The following is a 16,429-nucleotide window of genomic DNA, read 5'->3' as shown; positions in this document are numbered from 1 at the left end:
GAAGCCTAAAGGGATAGGGAAAAGGAGGTAGTCTCATGAAAACGCGCAAGAGGGTGCTCGGTCTTTTCGCCGCTCTCGCTCTGACCGTCTCGGTGTCGGCTCCCGCCCCTGCCATCGATCTGGGCGATCTCATCGGCGTCGTCGGAGGCGGCCTGCTCGTCAAGACCGTCGCCGGTCCCATCAACGATTTCATCAACACCGCCACGCTCAACAAAGGCGTCAAGGTCGAGGGACACACGAAGGTCGTCCCCATCGTCACCATCGGCAGCGGCACCAGCATCGGAGCGGCTCAGGTGGCCGGCCCCAAGGGCGTCGTCGACGCCACCAAGGCCGTGGCCCAGCTCGACGTCTCCTTCCAGGGACGGATCGGCGTCAAGGTCCTCGTCCCCATCGATTCCGAGAACCCTCTCCAGCGCTTCAAACGCGTTCAGGGCGTGGGCGTCTCGGCCATCATCGATTACAGACTCTGAGGTCCTTCGTGAGACGTCGACTCCTGCTCCTCTTCCTCTGCCTTTCTGCGGCGACTGTTGCGTCAGCCCAAGAGCCGGCCTTGGAGGTTGCCCGGATTCTCGATGCCTGGACCTCGTTCCGTTGGGGCCAGGACTGCCTGATCTGGGTCGTTCACTACCCGCAGGAGTTGGTCGATCCCTGGGTCCGCGTCGAGGGCTCCCGCCAGGGCTTCTCCCCCTACGAGATGGAGACGTCGGCTCAGTCCTTTCGTAAGAGCCTTCGCATGGACGAGGCCCTGGCCTTTCTTCTCTCGGTCTACAACTTCGGAAGCCGACCTGTCCAGATCGATCCCGTCGAGAAGCGGCTTTTCCTGGAGCTTCCCGACGGCCGTCGCATCGCTCCCCTCTCCTTCGAGGAACGCCTGGCCTCGCCCATCGAGGGACTCGTTCAGGGACTGGTCTTCTTCCCCCGCCAGGAAGAGGCCTTTTCCCTCGTCCTGACGGGCCTGGGGCCTACCCCGGAGACACGGTTCGACTTTGCCGCCGGCCGAGCCTCTGTCGGTGGCGACGTCGAGGAGCTCGTCGTCGAGCTCCCGCCTCTTCCTCAGGAGCCGCAGAAGACGCCGTCGCCGCCGGATCCCGTCATCGCCCCCTCCGCGGCAGTGCCCGGCTCTCCCGTCGAGGAGCCCCCGTCGGCCGCTGCGCCCGAGTTCGAGCCGCCTCCCCCCTTCCTGCTCCTGCCCTCCGACCCCCTGCCCCTGAAGACCGAGGCGACGATCGCGGCGGCCGACGTGGAAGTGCCTCCGGTTGTGGCGTCGGAAGAACCCCTGGAGGTCTCCCCCTCGGAAGTCGCCGAGAAGGAGCCTCCCTTCCGCAGCCGAGAGGAGACCCTCGAGACCTTTCTCCGTCTCTGGAGCGCCGGGGAAACGGGCCCCCTCTATCGGCTCCTGAGCGACGAATCGAGGCTTTTGCTGAGCGAGGAGACCTTCGCCAGGGAGGCCCTTTCCCGCTCCTTCCGCCTCTCCCTCCGCGACGGTTATCGGACGACGTGGCTCGACGAGAACAGGGTCAAGGTCACGGCGGCTCAGAAACTGGTCTTCATCCGCGTTCTTCAGAGCGAGACCTTCCGGCTCGTCCGGCAGGAGGGGGGCTGGAGGGTTGTCTGGTAAACCGCGCCGGAGAAAATACCTGATCCTTCCGGTTCTCCTCCTCCTCGGAGGAGGCTTCATCTGGATGGTCCAGCGGGACCTATCCCTCCGCCTTCCTCAGGCGGGCGTGAGCCGCGAGGGCAAAGAGGAGATCGTCCTCGCCGTCGAAAGCGTCGACTTCGAGAGAGAGATCGACGGGAGATCGTGGCACCTGACGGCGGAGAAGCTGGAGCGTTCCGCGACCTCGGCGCGGGGCTATACCGTCGAGATCGTCCTTTCCGACGAGAAGGGGAGAGCGTGGACCTTTTCGGCTCCTCAGGCCGACTACGCCGACGATTTGGCCCAGGTCCGTCTGATCCGCCCGCGGGGGACCCTGAACGGCGAGGGCTTTGAGCTGCGCTGGTCTTCCGGGGAGGCCCTCTGGACGGAAGGCGCGTCGGCCTGGTCCCTCTCGGGGGGGATCAAGATCGAGGATGTGCTCGGCGGAACCCGCCTGGAGAGCGGGCGGGGATCGTTCGATATCGATGGCGTCGTCGTCCTGCGAGAGGAGGCTCGTCTTTTTTGGCAAAGTCCCTGAGGCTTCTGATCTCCCTGATAGGCCTGTCATTCTTGCTTTCTTCCGGCTCCGTCGCCTGGGCCTCGAAGGAGATCTCCGTCGAGGGCGAGCACCTCGTCTACGAAGAGGCCGAGGGGGTGGCCCGCGCCGAAGGGGACGTCCGCCTTTCCTATGCGGACATGCAGATGCGCACCGCCTTCCTCGAAATGGATACGGAAAGACAGATCGTGAAGGCCTCCTCCGACGGCAAGACGCCCGTGACGTTTCTGTGGCGGGGGCAGCGTTTCGAGGGAGAGAGCGTCGAGTACGACTTCAACTCCGGCAGGGGCCTCATCCGCAACGCGGGAGGCCGTGTCGACCATCTCATCCTCTCGGGCGAGGATCTGGAGGTCTTGCCCGTCGACGAGGCCCTGCGCCGAGGCGTCGTGACGGCGAAACAGGCCAAAGGTCTCGAGAGGGGAGAGGTCGTCGGCTGGTGGCAGCACGTCTCGGTGACGACCTGCAACGAGCCTCGGCCCCACTACCGGCTGACGACGAAAAAACTCATCGTCATCCCCGGGGAGCGGGTCATCATCAAGCAGCCTCGCGTCTACATCGGCGAGAAACTTCTTTTCACCTACCCCTTCGACTACATCGTCAGCGCCCGCCGAGCCTCGGGAGTCTTTCTCCCCCTGCCCCGCTACGACGGGACCAAGGGCGTCGGACTGGGCATTTCCGGTCCTCTCTCCTGGTCGTCGGGCCAGGCCGAAATCGCTCTCGTGGCCTGGTCGAAGATCGATCCCGAGGGCAGTCTGACCCTGACGCAGCGTCTCGGCGACGATGCCTCCTTCTTCCTGGAGAGCTCCTACTCCTACAGCGAAGTCGACGACGAAAACCGCTGGAGGCCCCGTTGGGGGCTCCGCAGCGAGAAATCGGGCTGGTTCACCGAGGTCCTCTGGAGCCAGAGGGAGTCCGTCGAAATCGATGACGTGGCGGGAGAGAAACGCTACAAGGGGACGCTCTGGCGCGACCCTCAGGTGACCGTAGAGGGACCCTGGTGGAGCGACGCCGCCTCGGGCGGCTGGTGGCGCCTTTTGGGAAGCTGGGGGCGCTACGGCGAGGAGGGGCTGACGACGGAGCGGCGCGGCGCCGGCCTCGACTTCTACGGCGAGGGGGCCTCGACGGCCGCCTTCCGTCCCTTCTGGCGCGCCACCTACTGGTACTACGACTACGACGACTCCGATTCGGAGAGCCAGAAGACGACCGATCTGGCCTTCGGCTTCGATTGGTCGGCCGGTTCCCTCCGTCTGCGCTCCACCTACGTCAGAAGATGGGTCGACGGCACGTCGCCCATGAAGTGGGACCGTTACGACGAGACGGAGACCGTCTACCAGCGCGTCACCCTGCCCGTTTCGGATCAGTGGGAACTTTCTCTCCGAGGCGGCTGGGATCTCCGGGATCACAACCTGGACGAGATGCTCTATCAGCTGCGCTACGAAGTGGACTGCCTCGCCTGGGAGCTGACGGTCCGGGACGACAGGATCCGCGGCGACGATTGGGCCGGCCTCAGGCTGATCATCAAGGCCTATCCGGAAAGTCCCCTGCAGTTCCAGGAAAAGGAGATCGACGAGCCGGGCGCCCGGCCTGCCTCCATTCCGAAAAATTCCTGACGGTCGGGAGAACGGTTCCTTCCGTCCTGTCCGGCCCGCCTGTCGTCCCTGAGGACGACGAGGGCCGCTATCGTTGGAGGCGATGAGATGAGAATCGGTGTTCTGTTCGGAGGGGATTCTCCCGAGCGGGAGGTCTCCCTGAGAAGCGGCGCGGCCGTCTGCGCCGCCCTGGGGGAACTCCCCTGGAAGGTCTGTCCCCTTGAAGTCCGGGAGGCGGGGGAGGTCCTCTCCCTGTTGGACGAGGCGGATTTTTTCTTCGTCGCCCTTCATGGGGGGTGGGGAGAGGACGGCCGTCTTCAGGCCCTTCTGGAGATGGCCGGGAAGGCCTATTCGGGCTCGGGGCCCGAAGCCTGTTTCTGCGCCATGGACAAGGAAGTGAGCAAGGCCCTTTTCCGTGAGCGGGGCGTGGCGACGCCGCCGGGATTCACCCTCGGAGAGGGGGAGAGGCTTGAAGGCGGAAAGGATCCTCGCGCCGACGCCCTTTTCCGGCTCGGGACGCGGGTCGTCGTCAAGCCCGCCCGCTGCGGAAGCACGGTCGGCGTCTCCGTCGTCGATGCCCCCTGTGATCTGGCCCGGGCCGTCGCCGACGCCCGCCGTTTCGACGAGAAGGTCATCGTCGAAGGGTTCATCGAAGGTCGGGAGCTGACGGCGACCCTTCTCGAAGAGGAAGGGGAGGTCCGGGCGCTTCCTGTCGTGGAGATCCTTCCCGCCTCGGGCTTCTACTCCTACGAGGCCAAATACACGGCGGGGGCGAGCCGTTACGAGACGCCCGCAGCCCTTTCCGCCGAGGAGGAGGCCGACGTCTCCGCCGCCGCGAGGGCGGCCCATCGGGCGTTGGACTGCCGCGTCTACAGCCGCGTCGACCTGCGCCTCGACGGGAAGGGGCGGCCTTTCGTCCTGGAGGTGAACACGGCTCCGGGCATGACGGCGACCAGCCTCGTGCCCAAGGCCGCCAGGGCCGCGGGAATGGCCTTCTCCGAGCTGTTGCGGCGGATCGTGGAGGAGGCTCGCTCCTGCCGGAGGCGTTAGTTCCGTGATGAAGAGGCGCCTTCCGAACGTTCGGAAGGCGCCTCTTCGTCACGGGAGGACGATCAGTTCGATACGGAGATGTCGAGAATCCTCAGCTTCCGCATTCCCTTGGGGACGCGGGCCAGGACCTCCTCTCCCGTCTCCTTGCCCATGAGGGCCTGGCCGACGGGGCTGGCCACGGAGAGCTTGAGGGCCTTGGGGTCCGATTCCTCGGAACCGACGATGGTGTAGGAAAACTCGCGACGGCTGTCGAGGTCGAGAAAGCGGACCGTCGTCCCCAAGGTGACCTTGCTGCTGTCGATGTCCTCCGTGTCGATGACCTTGGCCTTGCTCAGCTGGTACTCGAGCCACTGGACGCGGCTTTCGAGCTTGGCCTGTTCGTCCTTGGCTGTCTGGTACTCGGCGTTCTCGCTCAGGTCGCCGAAGCCTCGGGCCTCTTCGAGCTGACGTGCGATCTCGGTGCGGCCCGTGCTTCGCAGTTGGACCAGTTCTTCCCTGAGCTTTTCGTAGCCGCTTCGCGTCATCACGATGACGTCGTCGGAGGTGCGGGTGCTCGTCGCCATGACATCAGCCTCCTTGGACTGGCCGGGGGTGTCTTCCTATGTCGGTCGATCATTTTATCAGAGTTGTCTTCTTTGGGCAATGCCTTGACAATTGGGCGAAGTGGGCGTAAAAAATACGGAAACCTATCGGCCGGTTGATACGGCCTGCGATGAAGGGAAGAGTAGGCGTCTTTCGCCGGACAGAGAGAGGGTCCCGTGGCTGAGAGGATCTTCGCGGGTCGGGAGAATGCCGAAGACCATCCCGGAGCGGATGCCGAAGCGCGTTCAGCGATAAGGCGTCGGGGCCCCGCCCCTTACAGCGGGGACGAGTGCCGGCGCGAGCCGGAAACGGAGTGGAACCGCGGGTCAGACCCGTCTCCTGAGGGGAGACGGGCTTTTTTGTACGGTCGTGCCCGAGGCAAAGAGCTGGCGATCATGCTGGGAGGTCGGACGCATTGAGAGGAATTCTGTTTCGTTACGAAGCGCTGCTGCCCCTGACGGAGGCGACGCCCCGTCTGTCCCTCTGCGAGGGACAGACGCCCCTCATCCCGCTGGAAAATCTGGGACGAGAACTTTCCGTCGACCTGCGGGCCAAATTCGAGGGCGCCAATCCGACAGGTTCCTTCAAGGACAGAGGGATGGTCCTGGCCGTGGCCAAGGCCATCGAGGGAGGGGCCAAGGCCGTCGTCTGCGCCTCGACGGGCAACACCTCGGCGGCGGCCGCGGCCTATGCCGCCCGGGCCGGCATTCCCTGTTTCGTCCTCCTTCCGGCGGGCAAGGTGGCCCGGGGCAAGCTGGCCCAGGCGCTGATCTACGGCGCCCGCGTCGTCGCCGTCCGGGGCAATTTCGACAGGGCTCTCGACCTGGCCAAACAGGCCTCCGAGGACCTGGGGCTGGCCATCGTGAACTCCGTCAACCCCTTCCGTCTTCTGGGACAGCAGTCGGCGGCCTGGGAGATCTGCGACGAGCTGGGCGAGGCGCCTGACTGGCTGGCCATCCCCGTCGGCAACGCCGGCAACATCTCGGCCTATTGGGCAGGCTTCAACCGCTATCGGGAGCTGGGCAGGACCGCGACCGTGCCGGCGATGATCGGCGTCCAGGCCGCGGGAGCGGCCCCCCTCGTCGAGGGTCACCCCGTCGACGAGCCGGAGACGGTGGCCACGGCCATCCGCATCGGCCGTCCCGTCAACGCCGAAAAGGCCCGAAGAGCCGTCGCCGAAAGCGGCGGGCAGTTTCTGGCCGTCACCGACGAGGAGATCCTGGCCGCCCAGCGCCTTCTGGCCTCGCGGGAGGGCGTTTTCGCCGAGCCGGCCTCCTGCGCCTCCGTCGCGGGTCTTCTGAAGCTGCACCGTGCGGGACGGCTCCCCCAGGGAATCCGCATCGCCGCCGTCCTCACCGGCAACGGTCTGAAGGATCCCGACGCCGCCCTGGCCCAGGTTCCCGAGCCCGTCGAAATCGACGACAGCTGGGACTCCCTACGGGAGGTCCTGTCGCGATGAAAACGCCCTTCCGGGTCCGCGTCCCCGCCTCCAGCGCCAACCTGGGCTCGGGCTTCGATACCGTCGGCCTGGGGCTGGCCCTCTACAACGACTACGAGATCCTCGACCTCCTGCCCGAAGGGGAATTCGTCATCGACGTCATCGGCGAGGGGAGCGGCGAGCTTCAGAATCCCCAGGCCAACCTCGTCGTCAAAAGCTACCTTCGGGCCTGTTCCGAGTGGGGGACGGCCTCTCCCGGCCTCTCCCTCCGCTCCGTCAACGCCATTCCCCTCTGCCGCGGCCTGGGCAGCTCGGCCGGAGCCGTCGTGGGCGGCGTCCTCATCGCCAACGCTCTCCGCGACCGCCCTCTTCCCCGCGAGGAGCTGCTGCCCCTCATGACGGCCATAGAGGGGCACCCCGACAACATCGTCCCCTGCTGCCTCGGCGGCATGGTCGTCAGCTGTTGGGACGGCCGGGAGCTTCGCCACGTCCGCCTCCGGTCCCTGCCCCGGGAGATCGTCACCGTCGTCGCCGTTCCCGAGGTGCGCGTCAGCACCTCGACGGCCCGGGCGGCCCTGCCCGAGCAGGTGAGCCTTCAGGATGCCGTCTTCAACGTGGGCCGGGTGGCTCTTTTCGCCGCCTCCTGGGCCATGGGGCGCTGGGAGGAGCTTCCCTGGGCCATGGACGACAGGCTCCATCAGCAGTTCCGGGCCAAGCTCTTTCCCGGGGGGGAGACGATCCTCGAGAAGGTCCGCCTCCATCGCGAGTGTCTCGGCGTCGCCATAAGCGGTTCCGGCCCCAGCGTCCTCGCCTTCGTCAAGGGGAATCCTCAGGCCGTGGCCTCGACGATGTGCCGCGTCTTCTCCGATCACGGCGTCCGTAGCCGCTTCTTCGTTCTCGACGTCGACGACGAAGGGGCTCAGGTTCTCTCTCTCGTTCCCGAGGAGGTCCTCTGACCATGGCACGGCGCGTCTTCAAGTTCGGCGGCAGCTCGGTCGCCACGGCCGACAAAGTCCGAGGCGTGGCCCGAAAGGCGGCCTCCTTCGTCCGCCAGGGCGATTCCGTCGTCGTCGTCGTCTCGGCCATGGGCAAGACGACGGACGGCCTCATCCGCCTCGCCATGGAGGTGGCTCCGAGCCTGAACCGCCGCGAGATGGACCAGCTTCTGGCCACGGGAGAACAGCAGACCATCGCCCTGCTGGCCCTGGCCCTCGAGGCCGAGGGGCTCAAATCGCGATCCTTCACGGGGGCTCAGGCGGGTTTTCGCGTCGGAGGGCACTACAGCGAGGGGCGGATCTGCCGCATGGAGCCCCAGCAGGTGGAGCGCTCCCTCGCCGCAGGGGAGGTCCCCGTCGTCGCCGGCTTCCAGGGCGTGCTTCCCAACGGAGACGTCATCACCCTCGGGAGGGGAGGGTCGGACCTCTCGGCCATCGCCCTGGCGGCCTCCCTCGAGGCCGATTCGTGCCACATCTACACCGACGTGGACGGCATCTACAGCGCCGATCCCCGCATCGTCCCCGAGGCCCGCAAACTGTCGCGCATCTCCTGTCAGGAGTGTCTGGAGATGGCCGTGGCCGGATCGAAGGTGCTCCAGTCGCGCAGCGTCGAGCTGGCGGCCCGCATGGAGCTCCCCATCTACGTGGCTTCCACTTTCAGTGCTGAGGAGGGAACATGGGTCATGAATTTCGACGTCAACGAAGGACTGGTCGTCAAGGCCGTCGTGTCGGACCGAGAGACGGCCAAAGTGGCCATCCTCGGCGTTCCTGACGTGCCCGGCGTGGCGGCTCGCCTTTTTTCGGCCCTGGCCGACCGGGGCGTCGGCGCCGAGATGATCATTCAGAGCGTCATGCGAGGCCAGGTCAACGACATCGCCTTCCTCATCAAGAAATCCCTTCTGGGCGACGCCATCGAGGTCTGCCGCGACCTGGTCCGCCAGATCGGAGCCCAGGGCGTCACCTTCGATACGGAGATCGCCCGCGTCTCCGTCGTCGGCGCGGGCATCGCCAGCCATCCCGAGATCCCGTCGCAGATGTTTTCCATCCTGGCACGCGAGGAGATCAACCTCGACATGATCGCCGCCACATCGATGGCCATCACCTGCGTCGTGGCGGCACCCAAGATGGAGCAGGCCGTCCGCGCCCTCCACAGCCAGTTCATCCCCGAGGAGGATTAGGGTCATGCGCGTTGCCGTGCTGGGAGCGACGGGCCTCGTCGGCCGGGAAATGGTCCGCGTCCTGGAGGAGCGGAACTTCCCCGTCGACGAACTCCGCCTGCTGGCGTCGCCTCAATCGGCCGGGAGGGAGATCCTCTTTCGGGGGGCTTCCTGGACCGTCCGGGCCGTCGACGAAAGGGCCTTCGACGGCGTCGACCTGGCCCTCTTTTCGGCCGGATCGGGCCCTTCCCGCATCTGGGCTCCCGTCGCCGCCGGTGCCGGTTCCGTCGTCGTCGACAACAGTTCGGCCTGGAGGATGGACCCTTCCGTCCCTCTCGTCGTCCCCGAGGTGAACGCAGAGACGGCCCTGGGGCGGCCGATCATCGCCAACCCCAACTGCGCCACCATTCAGGCCGTCGTCGCCGCCTGGCCTCTCCACAAAGAGGCCGGTCTCGACTACATGAGCGCCGTCACCTTCCAGTCCGTCTCCGGGACGGGCCGGGCCGCCGTGGAAGAACTCGATCGGGGCTCCCGGGCCGCGCTGGCCGGCGAGGAACCCCTCCCTTCCGTGTATCCCCATTCCATCGCCTTCAACGCCCTGCCCCACATCGGGGCCTTCGACGAGGAGGGCGTCAGCGAGGAGGAGTGGAAGATGGTCCGCGAATCGCGGAAGATCATGGCCCTTCCCGATCTTTCCGTGAGCTGCACCACCGTCCGCGTCCCCGTCTTCCGAGGTCATTCGGAGGCCCTCCTCTTCCGGTTCCGCCGCGACCTCGCGCCCGAGCGGGCCCGGGAGATCCTCTCCCGCTCCCCCGGCGTCGTCGTCGTCGATGACCCGGCCTCGGCCTCCTACCCTCTGGCCCGCGAGGCCGCCGGGACCGATCCCGTCTACGTGGGGCGAATCCGGCGCGACACGGCCCTCGATCGGGCCCTGGCCCTCTGGGTCGTCTCCGATAACCTGAAGAAGGGAGCGGCCCTCAACGCCGTCCAGATCGGGGAGTTCCTTCTGGAGAGAGGGGCTTTGCGCCCCTGAACCTCATCGGCCCGGCGACGATAAGGTACAATAGCGGCGGCGCCTTCACGGGCCGCCACTTCTTGTCTTGAGGACGGTGCGACAATGGCGATGAAATCGAAAAGGCGGGGGCCCGTCGGCGCGTTTCTTCTCGCCGCCTTTCTTGTGATGGGCGGTGTCGCCGAGGGAGAGGAGGCCTCTCTCCGGGCCGAGGAGTTGCGCTACGATCCGGCCTTCCAGCAGATCCGCGCTCAGGGCGACGTCGTCCTCCGAAAGGGAGGCATGGCCTTCGATGCCCAGGAGGCCGAGGGTTTCCTCGCCGAGGGGCGGTACCGTCTCTGGGGCGGCGTCAGGGGGCGGTCGGAGGAAAGAAACGTCGACGTCGAGGCCGAAAGCCTCTCCTATCGCGAGGAGGGAGGCCTCGAGGTCGTGGCCGAGGGGGCCGTCTCCTTTCGCCGAGGCGACGACGAACTGCGCTGTGCCCGCCTTCTGTGGCGCGAGTCGGGGCTGCTTCACGCCACGGGAGGCGTCGAGGCCTTCTCCGGCCCCCGGGCCGTCGAGGCCGACGAGGGGCGCTTCGACGGCGACGCCTTCAGGATCACCGGCCTGAAACGTTACGAGGACGCCCAGTCCGGTCTGTTCTTCAGGGCCGCCGTCGTCGAGGGAAAGCTGAAGGGCGGCGTCGTCGTCGAGGTGACGGCCTCGGGCTCCGTCGAGGCCCGCCTGACGGGCGCCGACGGCGGAACCCTGCGCATCGTCGGGGCCAAAGCCCTCTACTCCCAGGCGAGGGGAACGCTTGTCGTCTCCGGCTCGGCCGTCGCCCGCCAGGGGGAGAGGACGCTCCGGGCCGACAGCCTCGTCCTTCATCTGGCCTCGCGGCGCATCGAGGCCCTCGGGTCGCCCAAGATCACCTTCAGCCTCCCCGAAAGGGGCACCCCCTGATGGAATGTCGCCTCCAGGCCAGGAACCTGGCCAAGAGTTTCAAGGGGCGCAAGGTCGTCCAGGGCGTCTCCCTTTCCGTAGCCCAAGGGGAGATCGTGGGGCTTCTGGGGCCCAACGGCGCGGGCAAGACGACGACCTTCTACATGATCGTCGGCCTCGTCCGGCCCGACTCGGGGAGCCTCTCCATCGGAGGGCGGGAGCTGGCCGGCCTGGAGATGTATCGCCGAGCCCGCCTGGGCCTGGGCTATCTGCCCCAGGAGGCCTCCGTCTTTCGCGATCTCTCCGTCAGGGAGAACCTCCTCCTCGTGCTGGAGGAGATGGGCCGCCCTCCGGTCGAACGGCGCGAAATGGCCGAACGACTCATCGAGGACTTCGGCCTTCAGAAGATCGTCGACATAGCGGGCTACGCCCTCAGCGGCGGCGAGCGCCGCCGCGTCGAAATAGCCCGGGCCCTGGCCATCATGCCCGAATTTCTCCTCCTCGACGAGCCCTTCAGCGGCATCGATCCTATCGCCGTCTACGACATCCAGCAGCTCATCGTCGGCCTGAGGCGCAAGGGGTACGGCATCCTTCTCACGGACCACAACGTCCGGGAAACGCTGGCCATCACCGACCGCGCCTACCTCATCCACCAGGGGCAGATTCTCATCGAGGGGACGCCCTCCGTCGTGGCCGGAAGCGACGTGGCCCGCAAATTCTATCTGGGAGAGCGCTTCACCTGGTGAACGTCAGCCGGGCGATCTCGTCCCATCGGCGACTCTCGATGAGGCGGGCCGTCGAAGCGACGGCCCGGGCGACGGGGAGGGAGAGCCCCTTCTCCAGGCCTCGCCGCAGGGGCTCGATGCCGATGAGGGACAGATCGCGCCCCCTGCCGTAACAGCCGAGGAGAAAGCCGAGGGACAGTCCCGAAAGGGAGATCTCCTCCCGGAGAAGATCGGGAGGGACCTGCCGTACCGAGCCCGGCGGGAGTCCCATGAGGGCCGCGTCGACGACGAGGATTTTCCCCGCCCTTTCCGTCGCCATCTGGGGAAGGACGTTCTCGGGGTTCTGCCCGCCGTCGCGGCACCGGAGCCAGGGAAGGTTTTTCCTCTGAAGGAGAGAGAGAAGGGCCGGTCCCGCGCCGTCGTCGCCGCGAAGGACGTTACCCACGCCGAAAAGCAGAACGTGATCGCACATGAGGAGAGCACCTCGATTCCTTCGATGTCTTCGGGAGGTCATCATAAAAGAATGTCGTCCTCGCTTGCAAGGATGGTCCGCCACGCCCTGACGATGATGGTCGGAACTCTGGCCAGCCGTCTCCTGGGCCTGGCCCGGGAAATGGTCACGGCGGCCCTCTTCGGCGCCACGCGGCAGCTTGACGCCTTCTTCATCGCCTATACCCTGGCCAATCTCTCTCGCCAGCTCCTGGCCGAGGGAGCCCTTTCGGCGGCCTTCGTCCCCGTCTTCTCCCAGGTCCTTGTCCGTGACGGCAGAGACAGGGCCCGCTCCCTGGCCTGTCAGGCCCTGACGGTCCTCGTCGTCGCCGGCGTCGCCGTCGTGGCCGCCGGATTTTTCCTGGCCCCTCTCCTGGTCCGCCTCATGGCGCCGGGCTTCTCGGCCGAAGAATCGGTCCTGGCGTTGGGCCTGACGCGGCAGATCCTGCCCTTCCTGCTCCTCATGTCTCTGTCTGCCCTGGCCATGGGCGTTCTCAACAGCATGGACCGCTTCTTCGTCCCCTCTCTCGCCCCGGCCCTGAGCAACGTCGTCTACCTCGTCGTGCTTCTGGCCTCTTTCCGCCTCTGGGGCATCTGGGCCCTTCCCGTGGCCGTCCTCTGCGGCGGCCTCGTCCAGTTTCTCCTCCAATGGTTCTGGGCGGGGCGTCTCGGCGTTCTGCTCCTTCCCGCCAGGCCCGATCGGAGGGACACAGACCTCAGGCGCATGTTCTTCCTCTTCTTCCCCTACGCCGCAGGGCTCTCTCTCAATCAGGTCAACCCCATCGTGAGCCGCATGCTCGGCTCCTTCCTGGAGGAGGGGGCCATCTCCGTCCTCAACTACGCCGACAGAATCCTTCAGCTCCCCCTGGGCCTTTTCGTCATCGCCATCTCCCAGGCCGTCCTCCCTCTCCTGGCCCGGCACGTCCTCGACGGGGAGGAGCTCTTCGCCGAAGTGACCCGCGATGCCCTGCGCTTCGCCCTCTTCATCGTTCTCCCCGTCTCGGCCGGTCTTTTTCTCGTATCCGATGAAATGGTCCACCTCCTCTTCCGGAGAGGCGCCTTCGACGACTGGGCCTGGCACGCAACCTCCCAGGCCCTCTCCATGTACGCTCTGGGGCTGCCGGGAATGGCCCTGACGACGGTCATCATGAGGGCCCTCTACGCCCGCGGCCTTCCCCGCGACGCCCTCTTCGTGACGGCCTCCAGCGTCGGGGTCAACCTTCTTTTCTGCCTCCTCCTCATGGGACCTCTCTCCTACAGAGGCCTTGCCCTGGCCTCCTCTCTGGCCTTTGCCGGAGCGGCCGCCGTGGGGTACCATCGTCTCTGCGGGAGCCTGGGCCGTCCGCTGAAACTCCTCCGGTGGAGCTGGCTCGTCCGTCTGCTCCCCGGGCTCGTCGCCCTCGTCGCCGTCGTCGCGCTCTTCCGCTTCTTCTGTCCCTATCCGCCGACGGCCAACCTCTCGCTCCGTGCCGCCTGGGTCCTCTCCGTCACCGTCGCCGGAGGCGGCGCCTATGGCCTCCTCACGGCATTGGCGCGCGCTCAGGAATGGAACTGGCTCTCGAATGCCTGCAGGAAGGATGATCCGTCATGAGAAACGAAAGCAACGAAGCGGCGCAGGCCCCTCAGGCCCTCGTCGTCCGGGCCCTCGTCGGAGGTGAGGAGGCCCGTCTCCTCGCCGTCGAGGCCCGGGAATTGGTGGCCCATCTCAAGGCCCTCCACCGTCTGTCGGGAACGGCCACGGCCGCCCTGGGCCGTCTTTCCATGGCCTCTCTCCTCATGGCCGACGACATGAAAAAGAGCCGTCGGGCCCGAGTCACCCTTTCCGTCGACGGCGACGGACCGCTGGGCAAGATCGTCGCCGACGCCGAATCGGAGGGGGTCATGCGGGGATTCGTCGCCAACCCCTCGGCCGAGCCCGAGCCCAAAGGGCCTGGCAAGTGGAACGTCGCCGCCGCCGTGGGCTCGGGAACCCTGTCGGTCATCAAAGACCTGGGATTGAAGGAGCCGGTCCGAGGCCAGGTTCCTCTCCGTTCGGGAGAGATCGCCGAAGACGTGGCGGCCTACTACGTCCGATCCGAACAGACCAGGACGGCCCTCGCCCTGGGCGTTCTCGAACACGAGGGCGTCGTCGTCGCCGCGGGGGGACTGATGGTCCAGCTCTTTCCCGACACGACGGAGGCCTTCGCCGACGAAGTGGAGCGCCGGTTCCGCTCCCTGCCCCAGCTGAGCGGCCTCTTCCTCCAAGAGGAGGGAAACGTGAGGCGCGTCGTCGAACGTTTCGCCTCGGGCCTCGACCTCTACTGGCTGGGCCGTCAGGAATACCGTTTCGGCTGTCGCTGCGACCGTGACGTGGCCTCGGCCGGCCTTATGGCGGCCCTGGGAGGGGAGAGCGTCGACGAGAGCCAGGAGGTCCGCTGTCATTTCTGCAACACCTCCTACCTCTTCTCCCCCGACGAGATCGCCGACCTTCAGAGGAGGCAGAGATCATGAGAGCTCCCGCCGCCCTTCTCTCCCTGCTCCTCCTATTCGTGACGGCGGCGGGCGAGGCCGCCACCTTCCGGGAACTTCTCGACGCCCGGACGGCCAACGTCTGGGTCGAGGGACAGGTCCTGGGAGACATGGTCCTCGGCGCCCGTGCCCGCCTGGCCTTCATCCTCGTCGATCAGGCCCTGGCCCGCAGCCTGTCGGGAAATCCCGACGTTCCCGACTGGCTCGCCTGGCACGGTCAGAACTACGGCGCCAAAGGGAAGACGCTCTTTGTCATCCGCCTCAAGGTCCTCAAACCCTGGACCTTCGACCCCCGAGAGCTCCGCGTGGGCGACCACAAGGTGACCCTCGAGGACATCCGTGCCCGCATTCACTACCTTCCCGAGGGCGATCTGCCCACGGGGCTCGAGGCGACGGTGGCCGTCCTGATCCCCACCAAGGCTCTGCCGGCCCGGGGGCCCATCTCCCTGGGCTACGGCGAGTACGGCACGGAATGGACCGCTCCGAGGTGACGGCCGTGCACGCCTATCGCTGCGCCTCCTGCGGGAAGGTCTTCCGGTCGGAACGTCTTTCGTCCACATGCCCCTTCTGCCGGGGCAAGGTCCTCATCCATCTGGAAGGGGAGGCCCGTCGTCCCAAAAGCTGCGGCGGCTCCTGTTCGGGCTGCTCGGGCTGCGGAGGTGGGGGCCGGTGAGTCGTCCCTTCCTGACCCTGGCCATCGAAAGCAGCTGCGACGACACCTCCGTCGCCCTCCTCGAAGGGAGCCGGAGAGTCCGGGCCACGGCTCTGGCCAGCCAGATCGCCCTCCACGCCCCCTGGGGAGGGGTCATTCCCGAGACGGCCTCTCGGGAACACCTTCGGACCCTCATCCCTCTCCTCCGCGAGGTCCTCCGACGGGGCGGCGTCGCCAACGCCCCTCGGGAACTCTCGCTCGTGGCCGTCACGGCAGGCCCGGGGCTCATGGGGTCCCTCCTCGTCGGCGTCATGGCCGCCAAGGCCCTTGCCCAGGCCTGGGAGCTGCCTATCGTCGGAATCAATCACCTCGAGGGCCATCTTTTCGCCAACGTCGTCGCCCATGACGATCTCGTCCCCCCCTTTCTGGCCCTCATCGTCTCCGGCGGCCACACGGAGATCGTTCACGTCCGGGCCTTCGGCGACTACCGTCTTCTGGGGATGACGCGAGACGACGCCGTCGGCGAGGCCTACGACAAGGTGGCCAAACTCCTGGGCCTTCCCTATCCCGGCGGTCCCGCCATAGACGATCTGGCTCGGAAGGGGAATCCCAAGGCCTTTCCCCTTCCCGTCCCCATGAAAGACAGCGACGCCGTCGAGTTCAGCTACAGCGGCCTCAAGACAGCCGTACTCTGGCTGCTGCGCCGTTTCGAGGGGGCAGAGATCCCCCTGGAGGACATCTGTGCCTCCTTCCAGGAGGCGGCCCTGGCAGCCCTCATGGCCAAGGTCCGCCTCGCCGTGGCCCGGACGGGCGTCCGCTCCGTGGTCCTCTCCGGAGGCGTCGCCGCCAACAGTTCCCTCAGGGAGCGAATGGCGGCGGCCCGTCAGTGGAAGAGCTACATCCCGCCCAGGGATCTCTGCACCGACAACGCCGTCATGATCGCCGCCGCCGGCTACAACAACTGGAAGCGGGGTGTCCGCTCCGACCTGACGCTCACGCCCGATCCCTCCTGGCCGCTGGCCTCGCCCTGAGGGAGGGCCGTCGGGATCGGCCCTCCCCCTTTCGAGCCCTTCCCTGTCCCGATCCTTCCCTGCCGCGGAAGAGAAGAGGGCCTCTGAG

At 66.7% G+C, this 16,429-nt stretch carries 18 protein-coding genes; 16 read left to right on the top strand and 2 right to left on the bottom strand.

All coding sequences use genetic code 11. The features are described 5' to 3' along the window. Positions 1-35: 35 nt before the first annotated feature. From KAR29_RS09505 to KAR29_RS09485, 5 genes are all read left to right on the top strand, one after another. On the top strand, positions 36-470 hold the full coding sequence (locus KAR29_RS09505; RefSeq protein WP_274372761.1) for a hypothetical protein: 435 nt from the start codon (positions 36-38) through the stop codon (positions 468-470). Positions 471-478: 8 nt separating this feature from the next. Continuing rightward, positions 479-1,618: a hypothetical protein gene (locus tag KAR29_RS09500; RefSeq protein ID WP_274372760.1), complete on the top strand. Its 1,140-nt coding sequence runs from the start codon at positions 479-481 to the stop codon at positions 1,616-1,618. Between the two features lie 64 nt (positions 1,619-1,682). Beyond that, positions 1,683-2,174, top strand: coding sequence for a hypothetical protein (locus KAR29_RS09495; RefSeq protein ID WP_274372759.1), 492 nt, complete (start codon positions 1,683-1,685; stop codon positions 2,172-2,174). Further along, positions 2,159-3,802 carry an LPS-assembly protein LptD gene (locus KAR29_RS09490; RefSeq protein ID WP_274372758.1) on the top strand — a complete coding sequence of 548 codons (1,644 nt, stop codon included), beginning with the start codon at positions 2,159-2,161 and terminating at the stop codon, positions 3,800-3,802. The genes KAR29_RS09495 and KAR29_RS09490 overlap by 16 nt, the downstream gene beginning before the upstream one ends. An 87-nt stretch (positions 3,803-3,889) precedes the next feature. Beyond that, the gene (locus KAR29_RS09485; protein ID WP_274372757.1) at positions 3,890-4,831 is read left to right on the top strand and encodes a D-alanine--D-alanine ligase family protein; all 942 of its coding nucleotides are present in this window, start codon (positions 3,890-3,892) and stop codon (positions 4,829-4,831) included. A 62-nt stretch (positions 4,832-4,893) separates the two neighbouring features. Here KAR29_RS09485 and greA read toward each other — a convergent pair whose 3' ends face one another. Continuing rightward, the gene (gene greA, locus KAR29_RS09480; protein WP_274372756.1) at positions 4,894-5,394 is read right to left on the bottom strand and encodes a transcription elongation factor GreA; all 501 of its coding nucleotides are present in this window, start codon (positions 5,392-5,394) and stop codon (positions 4,894-4,896) included. A 434-nt stretch (positions 5,395-5,828) separates the two neighbouring features. Here greA and thrC point away from each other — a divergent pair, with 434 nt between their 5' ends. The 6 genes from thrC to lptB all read left to right on the top strand — a co-directional run bounded on the left by thrC (position 5,829) and on the right by lptB (position 11,682). Then, positions 5,829-6,872, top strand: a complete 1,044-nt coding sequence (gene thrC / locus KAR29_RS09475) for a threonine synthase (protein WP_274372755.1) — start codon at positions 5,829-5,831, stop codon at positions 6,870-6,872. After that, positions 6,869-7,807: a homoserine kinase gene (gene thrB, locus KAR29_RS09470; protein ID WP_274372754.1), complete on the top strand. Its 939-nt coding sequence runs from the start codon at positions 6,869-6,871 to the stop codon at positions 7,805-7,807. The genes thrC and thrB overlap by 4 nt, the downstream gene beginning before the upstream one ends. A gap of 2 nt (positions 7,808-7,809) precedes the next feature. After that, positions 7,810-9,024 (top strand): aspartate kinase, encoded by a 1,215-nt coding sequence (locus tag KAR29_RS09465; protein ID WP_274372753.1) that lies wholly within the window; start codon positions 7,810-7,812, stop codon positions 9,022-9,024. Positions 9,025-9,028: 4 nt separating this feature from the next. Beyond that, positions 9,029-10,036 (top strand): aspartate-semialdehyde dehydrogenase, encoded by a 1,008-nt coding sequence (locus tag KAR29_RS09460; protein ID WP_274372752.1) that lies wholly within the window; start codon positions 9,029-9,031, stop codon positions 10,034-10,036. 84 nt (positions 10,037-10,120) lie between these two features. Next, positions 10,121-10,957 (top strand): hypothetical protein, encoded by an 837-nt coding sequence (locus KAR29_RS09455; RefSeq protein ID WP_274372751.1) that lies wholly within the window; start codon positions 10,121-10,123, stop codon positions 10,955-10,957. Then, a complete protein-coding gene (gene lptB / locus KAR29_RS09450) occupies positions 10,957-11,682 on the top strand; it encodes an LPS export ABC transporter ATP-binding protein (protein ID WP_274372750.1) in 726 nt (241 codons plus the stop codon). Before KAR29_RS09455 ends, lptB begins: the two co-directional genes overlap by 1 nt. On the opposite strand, the gene KAR29_RS09445 is transcribed toward lptB, so the two are convergent. Continuing rightward, entirely contained in the window at positions 11,672-12,133 is a 462-nt protein-coding gene (locus KAR29_RS09445) for a hydrogenase maturation protease (RefSeq protein WP_274372749.1), read from the bottom strand. The two genes, lptB and KAR29_RS09445, sit on opposite strands and share 11 nt — an antisense overlap. A 51-nt stretch (positions 12,134-12,184) precedes the next feature. On the opposite strand from KAR29_RS09445, the gene murJ reads away from it, so the two are divergent. From murJ to tsaD, 5 genes are read left to right on the top strand one after another with little or no spacing between them, the layout of a single operon-like run. Beyond that, complete coding sequence (gene murJ, locus KAR29_RS09440; protein WP_274372748.1) at positions 12,185-13,741, top strand: murein biosynthesis integral membrane protein MurJ; 1,557 nt, start codon at positions 12,185-12,187, stop codon at positions 13,739-13,741. After that, a complete protein-coding gene (locus tag KAR29_RS09435) occupies positions 13,738-14,640 on the top strand; it encodes an Hsp33 family molecular chaperone HslO (protein ID WP_274372747.1) in 903 nt (300 codons plus the stop codon). Before murJ ends, KAR29_RS09435 begins: the two co-directional genes overlap by 4 nt. Then, positions 14,637-15,149 (top strand): hypothetical protein, encoded by a 513-nt coding sequence (locus KAR29_RS09430; protein WP_274372746.1) that lies wholly within the window; start codon positions 14,637-14,639, stop codon positions 15,147-15,149. Before KAR29_RS09435 ends, KAR29_RS09430 begins: the two co-directional genes overlap by 4 nt. After that, entirely contained in the window at positions 15,146-15,331 is a 186-nt protein-coding gene (locus KAR29_RS09425) for an FmdB family zinc ribbon protein (protein WP_274374995.1), read from the top strand. Before KAR29_RS09430 ends, KAR29_RS09425 begins: the two co-directional genes overlap by 4 nt. Then, the gene (tsaD, locus tag KAR29_RS09420; protein ID WP_274372745.1) at positions 15,328-16,341 is read left to right on the top strand and encodes a tRNA (adenosine(37)-N6)-threonylcarbamoyltransferase complex transferase subunit TsaD; all 1,014 of its coding nucleotides are present in this window, start codon (positions 15,328-15,330) and stop codon (positions 16,339-16,341) included. The genes KAR29_RS09425 and tsaD overlap by 4 nt, the downstream gene beginning before the upstream one ends. Positions 16,342-16,429 lie beyond the last annotated feature (88 nt).

Origin of the sequence: Aminithiophilus ramosus (assembly GCF_018069705.1) — a bacterium.
GTDB lineage: Bacteria > Synergistota > Synergistia > Synergistales > Aminithiophilaceae > Aminithiophilus > Aminithiophilus ramosus.
Note: the sequence above shows the minus strand (reverse complement) of the source record. Positions and strands in the feature narration are given on the sequence as shown.